Here is a 16,593-nt window from a genome sequence, read left to right as displayed (position 1 = left end):
CCATGTCACCCCGGCCGGCCGCCGCCCTACTCCACGCCCAGCGCCCGCTTCAGGAAGTCCACCTGCAGCAGCAGCAGGTTCTCCGCGACCTGTTCCTGCGGCGTCATGTGCGTGACGCCCGTCAACGGCAGCACCTCATGGGGCCGCCCCGCCGCCAGCAGCGCGGAGGACAGCTTCAGGGTGTGGGCCACCACCACGTTGTCGTCCACCAGACCGTGGATGAGCATCATGGGACGCGCCGGGTTCTCCGGCCCCACGAGCCCCTCGTCCCACACGACCGAGTTCGCCTCGTACACCTCCGGCACCTCCGACGGCGTCCCGCCCATGTACCGCTCGGTGTAGTGCGTGTCGTACAGCCGCTGGTCCGTGACCGGCGCCCCCACCACCGCCGCGCGGAACACGTCCGGCCGCCGCAGCGCCGCCATCGCCGCCAGCGTCCCGCCGAACGACCAGCCCCGGATCGCGACCCGCTCCAGGTCCAGCGGGAACCGCTCCGCCAGCCCCTCCAGCGCCGCCACCTGGTCGTCCAGCGCCAGAGTGAGCAGGCGCCCCGCGACGGCCTTCTCCCAGCCCGGCGACCGCCCCGGCGTGCCCGCCCGTCCGCCACGACCACCGCGAAGCCCTGGTCCGCGAACCACTGCGACGTGAGGTGCGGGTTGTGCGCCGCGACCACGCGCTGCCCGTGCGGCCCGCCGTACGGGTCCAGCAGCACCGGCAGCGGCCCGTCGCCCTCCTCGTACGCGCGCGGCAGCAGCACCGCGCACGGATGCGGTCCGGCGACGCGCACGCGTGTCGCGTCGTTCGCGTCGATGCTTGTCCGCACCGACGCGTGAGCGTCACGCGCGGCGACAGCACCGGCGTCTGCGCGTACGAGGCGATCACGGCGACCTGCTTGCCGTCCCGCAGCACGTACGGTCGTCCCCGGCCCGTCCGGACGGGCCGTCGCCAGGACCGTCACCGCGCCGGACCGTACGGCCCCGTGGACGCCCGGCTCCTCCGAGACCCGCTCCACACCCAGCTCATTGACGCGGTACACATGGATTTCGCCAATTTCCGGGAGGGCGCCTCCTCACCCGCCGAGGCCGAAACCAGTACGTCGTCCGCGCCCACGTCCAGCACCGCGCGGATGTGCAACTGCCCACCCGTGAGCGGCCGGTCGCCGACCGCGAGTACGCGGGCGCCGCCCTCGTCGGCGACCCGCACGAGCCGCCCGTCCGGTGCCCACGCCGGCACCCCGGAGACCAGTTCCAGCCAGGCCGGGTCCTCGTCGACATGCACCGTACGGGTCTCCCCGGTCTCCGTGTCGACCGCCAGGTAGAGCTGAGTGCGCTGGTCACGGGACTGCACGAGCAGCAGCGGCGCCCGGCCGACGACCAGTGCACCCGCGCGAGGTACGGGAAGCGGACCCGGTCCCAGACGACTTCGGTCCGCTCCCCGCCGTCCAGGCCCACCAGGAACAGCCGCACCTCCGCGTTGGCCGTTCCCGCCGCCGGATACGCCACCCCGGCCGGCTCCCGGTCCGGGTGCGCCGGGTCGGACAGCCACCAGCGCTGCACCGCGCCGTCGTCGACCCGCGCCACCAGCAGCCGCGTCGAGTCCGGCGACCACCAGAAGCCCCGCGAGCGGCCCATCTCCTCGGCCGCGACGAACTCGGCGAGCCCGTACGTCACGTGCTCGCCCTCCGGCCCGGCCAGGACCCGGTCGGCGAAGCCGTCGGTGTCCCCGCCGCCCTCCACCGGCGCCACCCGCAGGGCGCCCTTCGCCACGTACGCCACGTGCCGCCCGTCCGGCGAGGGCCGCGGGTCGATCACCGGCCCCCGCACCGTCAGTTGCCGCGCCGTCCCGGCCCGCAGCTCCGCCACGAACAGCCGCCCCGACAGCGCGAACGCCGCCAACTCGACCGCGTCGTCCACCGCGTAGGCCACGATGCCCTCGGCGCCCTCACGGGTGCGCTCCCTGCGGGCCCGCTCCTCCGGCGGCAGCTCCTCGTCGGCCCCGCCGAGCAGGGCGCCGGGATCGGCGGCGACGCGCTCGCGCACCTCGCCGTCCATGTCAAGGACGCACAGATGGTTGTCCCTGCGCTCCCCGGAGGGCGAGCGCAGGAAGACGACCCGGGAACCGTCGGGCGCGACGGTGAAGGAGCGCGGAACACCGAGCGTGAAGCGCTGCGTCCGGGCGTACTGACGGGGGAAGGAATGCTGCTGCCGCGAGGTCATGTGACCGAAACTAGCGGCTGTGCGCCCCCCAATGCTGCCGTGCACCGATCGGTGCGTGGGAACGGATAGTTATGATCCGTAGCGCAAGGTGGGTATGAACCTCCTGGCACATGCGCGCTGCCCGATCCGACCGATATGTATGGAGGTGAACCGCCGTGGCACTCTCGATTTCGGCGGTGGTGCTGCTGGCGATCGTCGTCTTCCTGCTCATCCGGAAATCGGGGCTGAAGGCCGGACATGCCGTGGTCTGCATGCTTCTCGGCTTCTACCTGGCGAGTTCCTCCATCGCCCCACCGTCAGTCAGCTGACGACCAGCGTGGCGGGCATGATCGGCAACCTCAAGTTCTGAGCGTCACCTCGTAGGGTGTCCGTATGACGGATCTCCCCGCCCGTCGTCTGCTCCTGGTGCACGCGCACCCCGACGACGAGTCGATCAACAACGGCGCCACCATGGCCAAGTACGCGGCCGAGGGCGCCCATGTGACGCTGGTGACCTGCACCCAGGGCGAGGAGGGCGAGGTGATCCCCGCCGGCCTCGCCCATCTCGCACCCGACCGCGACGACCGGCTCGGGCCCCACCGCGTCGGCGAGCTGGCCGCCGCGATGAAGGAGCTCGGCGTCACCGACCACCGCTTCCTCGGCGGCCCCGGCCGCTTCCGCGACTCCGGGATGATGGGCGTCGCGCAGAACCAGCGCCCCGGCTCCTTCTGGTCGACGCCGGTGGACGACGCGGCCTCCCCCCTCGTGGAGATCATCCGCTCCGTACGCCCCCAGGTCCTCGTCACCTACGACCCCGACGGCGGGTACGGGCACCCCGACCACATCCAGGCCCACCGGGTCGCCATGCGCGCCGCCGACCTGGCCGCCGACCCCGGCCACCGCGCCGAACTGGGCGCGCCCCACACCATCGCCAAGATCTACTGGAACCGGGTGCCCCGCACGGTAGCCGAGTCCGGCTTCGCCGCGCTGCGCGCGGCCACCGGCCTGACGTTCCCCGGGATCGCGGACATCCGCGACGTCCCCGGCGTGGTCGACGACGAGCTGATCACGGCGGAGATCGACGGTACGGAGTACGCGGACCGGAAGGCCGCGGCGATGCGCGCACATGTCACCCAAATCGTCGTACAGGACGAGTTCTTCGCGCTCTCCAACGATCTGGGACAGCCCATCTTCGTGCGGGAGTACTACCAGTTGGTGCGCGGGGCGTCCGGTGCGCCGGCCGGGGAGCGGGAGCGCGACCTGTTCGCGGGGGTGGTCGCGTGAACGCCGCCAAGCCCCTCCAGGTGGCGCTGCACACCGGGCTGTTCCTGCTCGGCCTCCTCGTCGGCGCCGCCGGTGCGCTGGTGCAAGGCGGCTGGTTCCCGGGCGGGTTGCTGCTGGCCCTCGCGGGGACCGCGGGGCTCTTCTACGGCGGGCGGCGGGCCGCCGGCGCCCAGTTGGGCGCCCTGACGCCGGCGGCCGGGTGGCTCGTCGCGGTCGTCCTGCTGAGCCTCGGCCGCGACGAGGGCGACAAGATGTTCTGGGGCGGGATGGCCGATCTCGTCTATATCCTGGGCGGGATGGTCATCGCTGTGATCTGCGCCACCATGATGCTGTCGGGGCAACAGGTGAAGCCCTTGCGGTGACTTGGCGGACCACCTGCCCGTTCTTGGTGCGTATTGCCCGATGATGTTCCCCCGGTCGCGGGATGCGGGGTGACGGCGGCCAGTATGGTGGGCTCCGCCGCCGGGCGCCCGTGGGTGTGAGAGCGGGCGGCGGAGCCGATCGGGAGAGCCTGCTTTGAGTCGTGAAACTGACACTTCGTCCTCCGGCCAGGGGCGTGGCGGTGCCGCGTACCCCTCGGGCACACCGCCGTACGGAACCGGGCGGGTCCAGGAGGGAACGGGGGCCGCCGGCGCCTCCGCCGAACCGGACGAGCCGAAGACAAGACCGAGACGACCCTGACCACCCGCATCCGGATCAACATCCCGGGTTCGCGGCCCATCCCGCCGGTCGTCGTGCGCAAGCCCGTGAGCGAGACCGACAAGGCGGCGAACGGCAGCGGCGAGGACGGCCCGGGCGCCGAGGCGCAGGAGCAGCGGCTCGAGAGGCCCGCGGAGCGCACCGCCGAGACGCCGCGCCCACAGGTCGACGAGCCGGGGCCGGGCGCGCAGGACACCGCCCGCACCAGCGACTGGTTCGCCCCCCGCAAGCCGCCGCAGGGGCAGCAGCCGCCGCAGGCCGCCCCGGAGCCGTCCGCTCCGCGGCCGCAGGCGCCGGGCCGTGCCCCGCAGGGCCAGGGCCCCGGCATGCCGTACTTCTCGGACGCCCCGGACGCGCGCGACGGCTTCGAGGGACCGCCCCAGCAGCCCTCCGGTCCGACGACCGGCCCCGCGTACGGCACGAGCCCGGTGCCCCCGGTGGACGACCCGTACCCGACGGACGACACGGCCGTCCTCACCCCGCGGAGCGCGGGTGCCCGCCCCGGGCCGCCGCCGCAGGTGTCGGGCGACACCCTGACGAGCGGGCTGCCCGTCGTTCCGCCCGAGCACCGCGACCCGTTCGCCTCGACCGGCTCGTCGCCGTTCCCGATGTCGGGCCCGGCGCAGGTGGCGCCCGAGCGCGGCGGCGCGTACGACCCGTACCCGCCGGTCCTGGACGAGCCCGCGCCGGCCGCGCCCACCCCGCCCCGGCGCCCGAGCCGCGCCCGGCCGCGCCCGCGCGGTCGCAGAAGCCGCAGAAGAAGGGCCGCTCCAAGTCGGTGCTCCTCGGCGCGGGCGTGATCGGCCTGGTCGGCGTCGCCTACGGCGCCGGGCTGCTGCTCAACCAGTCCGACGTACCGAAGGGCACCACGGTCCTCGGCGTCGACATCGGCGGCGGCACCACGGAGGAGGCCGCCCAGAAGCTGGACGCCGCCCTCGGCAAGCGCGCCACCGCGCCGCTCCAGGTCAGCGTCGGCGGCAAGACCCAGAGCCTGCCGCCGGCCAAGGCGGGCCTCGCCCTCGACAGCCAGGCCACCGTGCGGGGCGCCGCGGGCAGCGACTACAACCCGGTGTCGGTGATCGGCTCCCTCTTCGGCGTCGAACGCGAGGCCCAGCCGGTCATCCCGGTCGACGAGGAGAAGCTGAGCGTCGCCCTGGCCGACCTCGGCGGCGGCTCGGGCTCCTCCAGCGAGGGCACGATCCGCTTCGAGCCGGGCAAGGCCGTCCCCGTCCCGGGCAAGGCCGGCACGGTGGTGGACGTCGGCCGCTCGATGATCTCGGTCCGTGACGCGTACCGCGCGCAGGTCGAGACGGGCCGCTCCAACGTGGTCGAGCTGCCGGTCGTGACCCGGGAGCCCACGATCACCCAGACCGAGATCAACCGGGCGATGAAGGAGTTCGCCGAGCCCGCCATGTCCGGTCTGGTCACGATCAAGGCGGGTGGCAAGGAGATCCAGTTCGGCCCGCAGCGGTCCCTGCCGAAGATCCTCTCCATGAAGGCGATCGACGGCCGGCTCGTCGAGGTCTACAACAAGGACGCCATCGACGAGCTGCTGGACGGCGTCTTCGACGGCGTCATGATCACCAAGGGCGACGGCAAGAAGCACCAGCTGTCGGCCGACGACGTGGCCCACGCCATGCAGAAGGCCCTCCTCGGCAAGACCCCGCAGGAGCGCACGGTCACGATCGAACTGGACCCGAAGGGCTAGGGAATCGCCGCCCTGCCCGGCCGCGGCCTCCGCTGCCGGGCAGGAGGTCCGTCCCGAAGCAAACCTAGGCCGCGTTCCACCACCAGCGCCTGTTGGTCTTGCGCAGGGTCTCCCGGTCCGTGGTGCGGGCGTGGGCGCGCAGCACGCGCAGAAGCGCGCTGAAGGCGGGAGTGGGGGGACGGGAGGCCGGCCAGACCAGCACCGCGGTGCAGGGCGGCAGATCGGTGACGGTGATGAAGCGGACACCGGGCCGGGGCATGAGGTCCAGGCAGCTTTCGGGGATGAACCGGATGCCGTGCCCCAGACTGGCCAGCGCGACATAGGCCTCCAGGGTGGTCGGCGTGTGGTCGGTGTACCGCACCGGGGTTCCGTCGGGGGCGTGGGTCGGCGGCCCAGAAGGCACGGAACTCCGCGTCCACATGGGGTGAGTAGCCGATGACGGGCAGGTCGGCCAGGTCCGCGAGGGTCAGCGTTTCGCGCCCGGCCAGCGGGTGCGTCGCCGGCATGCAGACGAAGCGCTCCTCCGTTCCGAGCCGGAGCGCGTGCATGCCCTCGGGTACGGGCTCGTAGCAGATGACGCCATCGACCTGGCCGTCCACGAGCAGGCTCTTCTGCTCGACGTTGTCCACGGCCCGCCACTCGACCTCCGGTCCCGGAAAGCGTTCTCGCAGCTGGTCCAGGAGTATCCGCAGCGCCGGGAGCGCGGTGACGTACGAGCCGAGCACCACACGGCCCGAGTGCGCGTTCGCCTCTCCCTCGGCGGCACCACGCAGGTCTTCGACGGCATCCACCACGGCGCGCATCTGAGGCAGCAGCGCCTGTCCCGCCGGTGTCAGCTGCACCCGGCGGGTGGAACGCTCCACGAGGGCCACGCCCAAGTGCTCCTCCAAGGCGCGGATCTGGCGGCTGAACGCGGGCTGACTGATGAACAGCCGCTTTGCCGCCGGCCGAAGTGCAACTCCTCCGCGAGCGCGAGCAGCAGACGTAACTGATGCGTACTTGGATCCGTGGTCATGGATCTCCCCCTTGCCGGGGACGGTTGGTCGGTCCGTCCCGAACTCATGCAGTCAGGGTATCAGTGGCAAATTCGGCCGCATCAATAAACCCTTCCCAATCGATTCCCGCACCGACAGGATGGAATTCAGAGAACAGCGGTCCCGAACAAGTGGACTACTGAAAAACGAGGGGAACAATTGTGAAGAAGAATTTCGCCATGTCGCTCGGTGTGGTGGCGCTCGGTGTCGCGGGCCTGGTCGGCATGGGAACGGCGAATGCCGTTGCCGCGCCTTCCCCGAGCTCCGCGGTGGTGGCCTCCGCCGATGGTCACGCGGGTGTTGCCGCGGCCAAGGCCCGTGTCACCAAGGTGAAGGTGTGGCAGGACGCCAAGTTCAAGAACCGGAACACCACTTTCACCGAGAACATGCGGAATCTGAAGAAGGACGGCTGGAACGACACGATCAGCTCCGCGAAGAACCTGGGCAACCGCACGGTCACGTTCTACCAGCACGCCGGTTACCAGGGAGCCAGCTTCTCCCTGGCGCCGGGCCTGTCGGAGGCCCATTTCGGCGACCACTCCGGCATGCACGACAGCACGAGCTCCATCAGGTTCAGCTGACAGCAGGCTCTGTCAGTGACGTATAGCTGACGGGCGGGGTGCGGCGATTGCGCCGCACCCCGCATCGGCTGCCACCGCACCCCGCTCGACGCGCACCGCGCACCGCACGACGAGAGGCCCCCCATGCCGCCCTCCCGCGCCCGGATCACCCCCGCGCTCGCACTGCTGCTCCTGGCCCCCACCGCCTGTACGGCCGGGGAGCGCGGGTCCACTCCCGTCCCGCAGACCGTCGCACCTCCGCCTGCCACCCGGCAGGCCGAGCAGCTCTGGCTGCCACTGGACGCCTACGCGTCGACCGTGGCCGAGACCCACGTCGTGGAGGACGCGCAGGACATCCTCATGCGCCGGTGCATGAACGACCTGGGCCTGGAGTGGAAGACCCTGCCCGGGTGGACGCCCGGGACACGGTGCCGCCGAACCTCCGACGGTACGGAGCGGACGAAGCGGAAGCCGTCCGCCACGGGTACCGCCCGCCCCCCGACCCGCCGTCGGTCGTACGGCGCAACCGCGCCTGGGACGAGCGCGATGCGCTCTCCGCCGACGTACTGCGCGCGGCCTACGGCCCCTCCGGCAAGGGCGGATGCCTCAAGACCGCCCAGCGGCAACTCGTCGGCGACACCGCCCCGCCCGACCACCAGGCCTTCAACCAGCTGACCGGCACCGCCCTGGAAGCCTCCCGGCGTACCCCCGAAGTGCGCGGCGCGCTGCGCGCATGGAGCACCTGCATGGCGAAGGCGGGCTTCGACTACCCGGACCCCTATGCCGCCGCCGACGACGAGCGCTGGCGGACGCCCGAACCCACACCCGCCGAACGCGCCACCGCGCGCGCCGACGTGGCCTGCCAGAAATCGGCGAGGCTGGTGAAGGTATGGGCTGCGGCCGAGACCCGCGTCCAACACCGCCTGATCCAGCAGAACGCCGACCGGCTGAACGAGGCGAAGGCCCGCAAGGACCGCTGGCTGGCAGCGGCCCGCCGCGTCCTGAACGGCTAGGCGCCACGCGTCACGGCATCAGACCTCCGACCCGTGGGCCGTGTCCTGCGGGTACCAGCGCAGCTCCACGGTGTTGCCGTCCGGGTCCCGCACGTAGAGGGAGAGCGCGGTGCCCCGGGCGCCGAAGCGCTCGCCGGGACCGTCCAGCACCGTGAAGACGCCGGAGTCGATGACCTGCTGCCAGTCGAGCGGCTCGACCACCAGGCAGATGTGGTCGACGTTGGAGCCCTCCGACGCCCCCTCGCCGGCTGTGACGAGGTCGATGATGGTGGTGGGACTCACCCGCACGGACGGGAAGGGCGCCTTGCCGGCCCTCCACTCCTCCACCCGCACCGGCTCCAGCCCCAGGGGGCCCGTGTAGAAGGCGAGCGAGCGCTCGATGTCGGCGACGTTGAGGACGAGGTGGTCGAAGGCGATCACGCGCATGGGGGTCTCCGTAGGGTCGGGTGCGAAGGGGCGGCGGCCGCTGACTGCCGTGCCCTGCCGTCGACTTCAGCATCGCGGAGCAGCGATCGATCGGTCCAACACATGCTTGTCATGGGATCCATCGTGTTTCACGATGGATCCCATGGACCTCCAGCAAATGCGCTACGTCCTCGCGGTGGCGGAGACCGCGAGCTTCACGCGCGCTGCCGAGCAGTGCCATGTCGTCCAGTCCGCGCTCAGCCACCAAGTGGCCCGCCTGGAGAAGGAGCTGGGCGCCCGGCTGTTCGAGCGGACCAGCCGCCGGGTGCGGCTGACCACCGCCGGAGAGGCGTTCCTGCCCGCCGCCCGCCAGGCCCTGGACGCGGCCGAGCGGGCCCGCGCGGAGGTGGCGGCGGCCACCGGTGAGATACGGGGCCGGCTGGCCGTCGGATCCATCCCCACCGTCGCGGCCGTCGACCTCCCGGCGGCGCTCCAGGAGTACCGCCTGCGCTACCCCCACGTGCGGATCAGTCTGCGGACCGGCTCCAGCGAGCGGCTCGTCGAGCAGGTGCGCGACGGCCTACTGGACGCGGCGTTCCTCGGCGTACAGCCCGGATTCCGGCCGCAGGGCGTCCAGGACCGGGAACTCGCCCACGGGGAGCACGTCGCCGTGGTCGCCCCCGGCCACCCGCTGGCCGAGGAGCACGAGGTGGGCCTCGACCGCCTCGCGGACGAGGTGTTCGTGGACTTCGCCGACGGCAGCGCCGCCCGCGCCCAGTCGGACGAGGCGTTCGCGGCGGCGGGCCTGCGCCGCGAGGTCGCCTTCGAGGTGTCCGGCGTCGAGCTCATGGCCCGGATGGTCCGCCACGGGCTGGGCATCGCCCTGCTGCCCGCGGCGTTCGCCGCCGACCTGCACGACCTGCGGACGGTACGGGTCACCAACGGGCCGGTACGGGTGGAACGCCTCGTCTGGACCCGGTTCACCCCGTCCCCCGCCGCCTCGGCCTTCCTCGCCCTGCTGGACGTCGGCCGCCCGTAGCCCGGCGCAGCCCCACCACCGCACCGGCGGCCCCGAGTCCTGCGAGGGCCTGACGGAGGCAGCCGCGGTCGTCGTCACGCACGCGAACGCCGGCCGCGCACCGCGGGTTGCCGGAATGATCGGGCGCTCAACAGCCTTGTGCGGCAGGGTTGTTGGTGTAGCCGACAACATCTGGCAAGGGGAGGACCCGTATGAACAAGGTCTGGCTGATCACGGGCGCGAGCAGTGGGTTCGGGCGGGCGATCGCCGAGGCCGCCGTGGCCGACGGCGACGTGGTGGTCGGGGCGGCCCGGCGGCCCGAGGCGCTGGACGATCTGGTCGCCGCACACCCGGGACAGGTCGAGGCGCTGCGGCTCGACGTGACGGACCCGGCCGCGATCGACGCCGCGGTGCAGGGCGTCGTGGCCCGGCACGGTCGGATGGACGTGCTGGTCAACAACGCGGGCCGCACGCACGTGGGCGCGTTCGAGGAGACCGCCGACGCTGAGCTGCGGGACCTGTTCGACCTGCACGTCTTCGGGCCCGCGGCGCTCGTCAGGGCGGTGCTGCCGCACATGCGGGAGCGCCGGTCGGGCGCGGTCGTGCAGATGAGCAGCATGGGCGGCCAGATGTCGTTCGCCGGCTTCTCCGCGTACAGCGGCACGAAGTTCGCGCTGGAGGGCATGTCCGAGGCGCTCGCGGACGAGGTGCGCGAGTACGGCGTGAAGGTGCTCATCGTGGAGCCGGGCGCGTTCCGGACGTCGCTGTTCGACGGGGCGAGCGCGAGCCCGGAGTCGGAGGCGTACGCGGGCTCGGTCGGTGTGACCCGGCGGATGATCGCCGAGGGCGCCGGCAAGCAGCCCGGGGACCCGCGAAGGCCGCGGCGCTGATCCTGGCCGCGCTGGACGCCGAGGTGACCCCGCTGCGGCTGCCGCTCGGCGAGGACGCGGTCGTGGCGGTCCTGGGCCACCTCGACCAGGTCCGGGACGACGTGACGCGGCCTGGGAGAAGCGCACGCGGGCGACCGCGTTCAACGCCCCCGAGTGATCACGGCCCGGGGGTGATCCGGGCCCACCGGTTCTCCTCGAGCACGTAGTCGTAGCCGGGCCGGTCCACCGCACCGCTGGTGCGGAAGGGCCGGCCCCGGTCGTCCACGCGCAGGGTGCCGTGGCGGTCGCCGCTGGACCAGCTCAGCTCCAGGTACCAGGTGACGTCCCGGCTGCTGGTGCGCGCGGTGACGTGGAAGACCTCCGGGTCGGACTGGCTGACCTTGTACGGGAAGTCCCGGCCGCCGGAGGCGGCCACCGTGACGGGACGGCCCGCGTCCAGGTCGAGGTCGAACGCCCGCGTGGTGACCCCGCCGCCGCAGCCGACGCCCCGGAAGCCCATGGCGTAGTCGTTCCAGGGCAGCGGCGGGCCGGTGCGCACGACCCGCACGTGCAGGGCCTGCACGACGACCGTGTCCTTGCCGGTGCCCTGCACCGTCAGCTCCAGCCGCTGCGAACCCGCGGGGACCGCGCCGAGGGCCGAGGCCCAGCCGGGAGCGTCCTGTTCGAGCGGCGGGCGCGGCACCCGGGCGGGAGGCCGGTCCACGAGGTAGTGCGGGCTGCACGGGTCCTCCCAGGCGTGCGGCCGGGCGGACACGGTGAGCGGCGGGCGGTCCGCGGCAGCGGCGGGTGGAGCCGGCTGCGGGTCCCCGACGAGGTCCGGCGCGAGGAGGGCCGCCCCGAGGGCGATGACCAGCGCGGCGGCTCCCGCGAACGCCAGAGCGCGGCGGCGCCTGCGCGGGGCGGGCGCGGGCTCCGGCGCGGGATCGGTCTCGGGATCGGTCTCGGGATCGGTCTCCTGCGGCGCGGGGTCAGGGTCCGGAGCCCGGCCCTCCGGCGCTTCCGACGGCGCCTCCGACGGGCCCCGCCCACCCGCGCCCAGCGGAGCCGTACCCGCCGTACGCCGCCCGCGCGCCGCGTCCGCCAGCAGCCACAGCCGGTGCAGCCGCACCAGGTCGTCCGGCGCCGCACCGCAGACGCGCGCGAACCGCTCCACGGGCGCGTAGTCCGTCGGCACCGCGTCCCCGTTGCAGTACCGGTGCACCGTCGACGTGCTCATGTGCAGCCGCCGGGCGAGCACTCCGTAACTGAGCCCCGAGCGGTCCTTCAAGTGCCGCAGCAGCTCCGCGAATTCGGCCGTGGCGTCCGCCGCCCCCACCGTTCCCTCCCTCCCGCCGTCCCCGGAAGGCGTTCCAGGGACCAGACGTTCCCCTGGTCGGAGTGGGTATGAGCGTTCCGGCTTCCCCACTTCGCGGCCGGCCCTGGCAGCCGGGACGGACCGCGTCACAAGCTGGGGTCATCCAAGCACGCCGCTCCCGCCCACCGGTCGAGCGGCGTGCGATTCCGACGCGAAAACGCCTGGTTCCGGAGAGATTCAGTCATGCCCTCATGCATCACCGCCCGTCCGCGTGTCCGTCTGTTCGCGGCCGCCGCTGCCGCGCTCGCCGCGCTCTCCCTCACGGCCTGCGGCGGGGGAGGAACGGGCGCCAGGGACGAGGGCGCGGCGCCCTCGGGACCCGCACCCGCCACGGCGGCGCCCTCGGGACCCGCCCGGTTCGCGGCAAGCCCGGCACCCGCCGGCGCCGCGAGCCCGGCCGAAGCGGCCGCACCCGCCGGTTCGGCCCCCGCCGCCCGTCCCGGCGGCACCGGGCCGCGCACGACGGGACCCGCCAGGACCACCCCGCCCTGCGCGGGCGCCACCGTCCGCCTCACCGCACAGCCGGTCAGCCGTCCGCTCAACCACATGCTGCTCACGGTCACCAACACCGGGTCCACGGCCTGCGCGCTGTACGGCTACCCGGCGGTGCGGTTCGAGGGCGCCCAGGCCGTGCCCCCGGTGATCGAGGACTCGAAGCCGCAGGCGGTCACCCTGCTCGGGCCGGGGGAGTCGGGCTACGCCGGCGTCGTCCTGTCGTCCGCCGACGGGAGCGGAACGGGCGGCCACATGGTCACGTCCGTCTCCGTCGCCTTCTTCGACGCGGACCTGTCCACCACCGGGCGGCCCGCCACGGCGGCGCTGCCCGCCGGGGGCGTCCACGTCGACAGCACGGTCAGGGTCACGTACTGGCTCGACGACCCGCAGGACGCGCTGAGCTGACGGCCGGCCGGGCCCACCCGTACGAGGCTCGGCGCCGAAACTTTTCGACCGTCTCTCTCGCGCCCGACACCTTGACGACTCCCTCGCGTTCGCACAAGATCGCTCAAAGTCGCACAGGCTGCGAGGGGGGCGGACGTCCATGTTCCGACTACTACGGCGGGGAGCGCTGATCCCCGGACTCGTCGCCGCCCTACTGGGCGCGTCCCTCGCGGCCCCGGCGGCCGCGGCCGCCGCCCCGGCCGTCGAGGGACCCGCGGACGGCCTCGTCCTGCGCTACGCCCTCGACGAGACCACGGGCACCACCGCCCGCGACTCCTCCGGCAACGGCCGCCACGGCACCGTCCACGGCGCGGCCGCCTGGGGCGACGGGCTGGCGTTCAACGGCACCGACACGTACGTGAAGCTGCCGAACGACGTCCTGCGCGGCCTCGCGTCCGTGACCGTCTCCGTCGACGTGCGCATCGCCCCGACCAGGGCACGCCCTACTTCCTCTACGGCCTCGGCAACACCAGCGGCGGCAACGGCAACGGCTACCTCTTCACCACCGGCAACCCCTACCGCACCTCCATCGCGTCGGGGAACTGGTCCACCGAGCAGACCGTCCGCCGCTCCGCCACGCACCACCTGACCCGCGCCACATGGAAGCACCTCGACTACACCCTCGGCGGCGGCACCGCCGTCCTGTACGAGGACGGGGTGGAGGTCGCCCGCACCACCGGTGTCACGCTCACCCCGCAGTCCATCGGCGGCGGCACCACGACCGCCAACCACCTGGGCCGCTCCCTCTACACGGCCGACCAGTACTTCAAGGGCGCCCTCCGCGACTTCCGCATCTACGACCGGGCGCTCGCCCCCGACGAGACCGCCGCCCTCGCCGTACGCGCCAACACCGAGGGCGTCGCCGCCGACACCGCGGCCCTCGACCTCGGCGACACCGGCGCCGTGACCGGCGACCTCACCCTGCCGGCGGCCTCCGGCGGCTCCACCGTCACCTGGGCCAGCAGCGACCCGGCCACCGTCTCGACCACCGGCCGCGTGACCCGGCCCGCCGCCGGCCGGCCGGACGCGGATGTCACGCTCACCGCCACGATCAGCCGAGGAACCGTGTCCCAGCGCAAGCAGTTCGCCGTCACCGTGCACGCCGAGTACGACGACACCCGCGCCACCACCGAGGCGGCCCGGCAGCTCGTCGTCCACAACATCGACGACGTCCGCGGCAACCTGACCCTCCCGGCCGAGGGCGCCCACGGCACGGCCGTCACCTGGTCGTCGAGCGCGCCGGACGTCATCGACCCCACGGGCCTGGTGCGCCGCCCCCGCCACGACCGCCCCGACGCCACCGTCACGCTCACCGCCACCGTCACCCGGGGCACCGGCCGGGCGACCCGCACCCTGACGGCCGAGGTCCCCGCCCTGCCCGAGCCGCAGAAGTACACGGGCTACGCCTTCAGTTACTTCACCGGCGAGGGAACGGCCGACGGCGAGCAGATCCGCGTCGCCCTCAGCCGCGGCAACGACCCGCTGCACTGGCGCGAACTCAACGGCGGCCGACCGGTCCTGACCAGCGACCTCGGCACGAAGGGCCTGCGCGACCCGTTCATCATCCGCTCCCCGGAAGGCGACAAGTTCTACCAGATCGCCACCGACCTGCGGATGTACGGCGGCGCGAGCGGCAGTTGGGACCAGGTGCAGCGCACGGGCAGCAGATCCGTCATGGTGTGGGAGTCCACGGACCTCGTCCACTGGACCGACCAGCGCCTCGTCCAGGTCTCCCCGGACACCGCCGGCAACACCTGGGCCCCCGAGGCCTACTACGACGACACCCTCGGCGCGTACGTCGTCTTCTGGGCGTCCAAGCTGTACGCGGAGGACGACCCGGACCACACGGGCAACACGTACAACAAGATGCTCTACGCCACCACGCGGGACTTCCGCACCTTCAGCGAGCCGAAGGTCTGGAACGACCCGGGCTACTCGGTCATCGACTCGACCGTGATCCGCCACCAGGACACGTACCACCGCTTCACCAAGGACGAGCGGACCCCCTCCTCCTCGACGCCGTGCAGCAAGTTCATCACCGCCGAGAAGTCCACGGACCTGCGCTCCACCTCGTACTCCTTCGTCGCCGACTGCATCGGCAAGGGCGCGGTCGGCCAGGGCGAGGGCCCCACGGTCTTCAAGTCGAACACCGAGGAGAAGTGGTACCTCTTCATCGACGAGTTCGGCGGCCGCGGCTACATCCCCTTCGAGACGACCGACCTCGCCTCCGGGACGTGGACGATGTCCCGGAACTTCTCCCTCCCTGCCAGCCCCCGCCACGGCACGGTCCTGCCCGTCACGCAGGCCGAGTACGACCGGCTGCTCGGAGCGTACGAGACCGGCGCGAAGATCACGGACGCGACGCTGGACCACGGACTCAAGGCGTACGCGATGGTGCACGAACCCGACTCCAAGGTCGTCCTCCCGCTGAAGCCCGGCACCCCGCCGGACCGGCTCGCACCCCGCTTCCACCTGGCGGCGGGCGCCACCATCAGCCCGCCGTCCGGCACCCGCCGCGACTTCCGCACCCCGCGCACGTACACCGTCACGGCGGCCGACGGCACGACCCGGATGTGGACGGTGGAGGCCCTGCACATGCGCAGCCCCCTCCTGCCGGGCCTCAACGCCGACCCCGACATCCAGCGGTTCGGCGACCGCTACTACCTCTACCCGACCACCGACGGCCACCCGAACTGGGGCAGCACCCGCTTCTCCGCGTACTCCTCCAAGGACCTCGTCCACTGGGAGGACCACGGCGTGATCCTCGACCTCGGTCCGGACGTGACGTGGGCGGACCGCAACGCCTGGGCGCCGGCCGCCGCCGAACGGAACGGGAAGTACTACTTCTACTTCTGCGCGGAACAGCAGATCGGCGTCGCCGTCGCGGACAGCCCCACGGGCCCGTTCAAGGACGCCCTCGGCCGCCCGCTGATCGCCAGGGGCGCCCACCCGGGCCAGATGATCGACCCGGCGGTCTTCACGGACACCGACGGCCGCGCCTACCTCCACTGGGGCAACGGCCAGGCGTACGGCGTGCCCCTCGACGACGACATGATCTCCTTCGACCCGGACCGGGTCCGCCGCTTCACACCGGAGAACTTCCGCGAGGGCTCCTTCGTGATCAAGCGGAACGGCACGTACTACTTCATGTGGTCCGAGGACGACACCCGCAGCGAGAACTACCGCGTCGCCTACGCCACGGGCCCCACACCCCTGGGCCCGTGGACCGAGCGGGGCGTGATCCTCTCCAAGGACCTCGCGTACGGCATCAAGGGCACCGGCCACCACTCGGTGGTCCAGGTCCCCGGCACCGACGACTGGTACATCGCCTACCACCGCTTCGCCGTACCGTCCCCCGACGGCCCCCGCGGCGACGGCACGCACCGCGAGACCACCCTGGACCGCCTCCGGTTCGCCCCGGACGGCACGATCCGGAAGGTCGTCCCCACCCTCCAGTCGATCAGCCCGGTCCGGCGCTGAGCCGAGCCGCGCCC

Annotated in this window: 10 protein-coding genes and 5 pseudogenes; 10 read left to right on the top strand and 5 right to left on the bottom strand. The window is 72.8% G+C overall.

The window, feature by feature from the left end:
• Nucleotides 1–26 precede the first annotated feature (26 nt).
• Nucleotides 27–2,216, bottom strand: a pseudogene (locus ABEB09_RS10680) (S9 family peptidase).
• A 155-nt stretch (nt 2,217–2,371) separates the two neighbouring features.
• Between ABEB09_RS10680 and ABEB09_RS10675 the strand changes: the two are divergent.
• From ABEB09_RS10675 to ABEB09_RS34955, 4 genes and pseudogenes are all read left to right on the top strand, one after another.
• Nucleotides 2,372–2,565: pseudogene (locus ABEB09_RS10675) on the top strand (hypothetical protein).
• 23 nt (nt 2,566–2,588) lie between these two features.
• Nucleotides 2,589–3,479: an N-acetyl-1-D-myo-inositol-2-amino-2-deoxy-alpha-D-glucopyranoside deacetylase gene (gene mshB / locus ABEB09_RS10670; protein ID WP_345689465.1), complete on the top strand. Its 891-nt coding sequence runs from the start codon at nt 2,589–2,591 to the stop codon at nt 3,477–3,479.
• Nucleotides 3,476–3,841: a DUF6113 family protein gene (locus tag ABEB09_RS10665; RefSeq protein ID WP_345689463.1), complete on the top strand. Its 366-nt coding sequence runs from the start codon at nt 3,476–3,478 to the stop codon at nt 3,839–3,841. The genes mshB and ABEB09_RS10665 overlap by 4 nt, the downstream gene beginning before the upstream one ends.
• A gap of 154 nt (nt 3,842–3,995) precedes the next feature.
• Nucleotides 3,996–5,886, top strand: a pseudogene (locus ABEB09_RS34955) (hypothetical protein).
• A gap of 64 nt (nt 5,887–5,950) precedes the next feature.
• Here the strand turns inward: ABEB09_RS34955 and ABEB09_RS10650 are convergent.
• Complete coding sequence (locus ABEB09_RS10650; protein WP_345689457.1) at nt 5,951–6,247, bottom strand: LysR substrate-binding domain-containing protein; 297 nt, start codon at nt 6,245–6,247, stop codon at nt 5,951–5,953.
• Nucleotides 6,248–6,335: 88 nt separating this feature from the next.
• Nucleotides 6,336–6,776 (bottom strand): annotated as a pseudogene (locus ABEB09_RS10645) (LysR family transcriptional regulator); the annotation flags it as partial.
• A 323-nt stretch (nt 6,777–7,099) separates the two neighbouring features.
• Here ABEB09_RS10645 and ABEB09_RS10640 point away from each other — a divergent pair.
• A complete protein-coding gene (locus tag ABEB09_RS10640; RefSeq protein ID WP_345689455.1) occupies nt 7,100–7,501 on the top strand; it encodes a peptidase inhibitor family I36 protein in 402 nt (133 codons plus the stop codon).
• A gap of 389 nt (nt 7,502–7,890) precedes the next feature.
• A complete protein-coding gene (locus ABEB09_RS10635; protein WP_345689453.1) occupies nt 7,891–8,493 on the top strand; it encodes a hypothetical protein in 603 nt (200 codons plus the stop codon).
• Nucleotides 8,494–8,511: 18 nt separating this feature from the next.
• Here the strand turns inward: ABEB09_RS10635 and ABEB09_RS10630 are convergent, their stop codons facing one another.
• Entirely contained in the window at nt 8,512–8,919 is a 408-nt protein-coding gene (locus tag ABEB09_RS10630) for a VOC family protein (RefSeq protein WP_345689451.1), read from the bottom strand.
• Nucleotides 8,920–9,061: 142 nt separating this feature from the next.
• Here ABEB09_RS10630 and ABEB09_RS10625 point away from each other — a divergent pair, with 142 nt between their 5' ends.
• Nucleotides 9,062–9,937 (top strand): LysR family transcriptional regulator, encoded by an 876-nt coding sequence (locus ABEB09_RS10625; RefSeq protein ID WP_345689449.1) that lies wholly within the window; start codon nt 9,062–9,064, stop codon nt 9,935–9,937.
• Between the two features lie 191 nt (nt 9,938–10,128).
• A pseudogene (locus ABEB09_RS10620) lies at nt 10,129–10,963 on the top strand (oxidoreductase).
• On the opposite strand, the gene ABEB09_RS10615 reads toward ABEB09_RS10620, so the two are convergent.
• Nucleotides 10,964–12,121, bottom strand: a complete 1,158-nt coding sequence (locus tag ABEB09_RS10615; RefSeq protein ID WP_345689447.1) for a helix-turn-helix domain-containing protein — start codon at nt 12,119–12,121, stop codon at nt 10,964–10,966.
• A 222-nt stretch (nt 12,122–12,343) separates the two neighbouring features.
• Here ABEB09_RS10615 and ABEB09_RS10610 point away from each other — a divergent pair, with 222 nt between their 5' ends.
• Both ABEB09_RS10610 and ABEB09_RS10600 read left to right on the top strand, forming a co-directional pair.
• Nucleotides 12,344–13,060, top strand: a complete 717-nt coding sequence (locus ABEB09_RS10610; protein WP_345689445.1) for a DUF4232 domain-containing protein — start codon at nt 12,344–12,346, stop codon at nt 13,058–13,060.
• 357 nt (nt 13,061–13,417) lie between these two features.
• On the top strand, nt 13,418–16,579 hold the full coding sequence (locus tag ABEB09_RS10600; protein WP_425580064.1) for a family 43 glycosylhydrolase: 3,162 nt from the start codon (nt 13,418–13,420) through the stop codon (nt 16,577–16,579).
• The last annotated feature ends 14 nt before the right edge of the window (nt 16,580–16,593 follow it).

It is taken from the genome of Streptomyces coeruleoprunus (assembly GCF_039542925.1).
GTDB lineage: Bacteria > Actinomycetota > Actinomycetes > Streptomycetales > Streptomycetaceae > Streptomyces > Streptomyces coeruleoprunus.
Note: the sequence above shows the minus strand (reverse complement) of the source record. Positions and strands in the feature narration are given on the sequence as shown.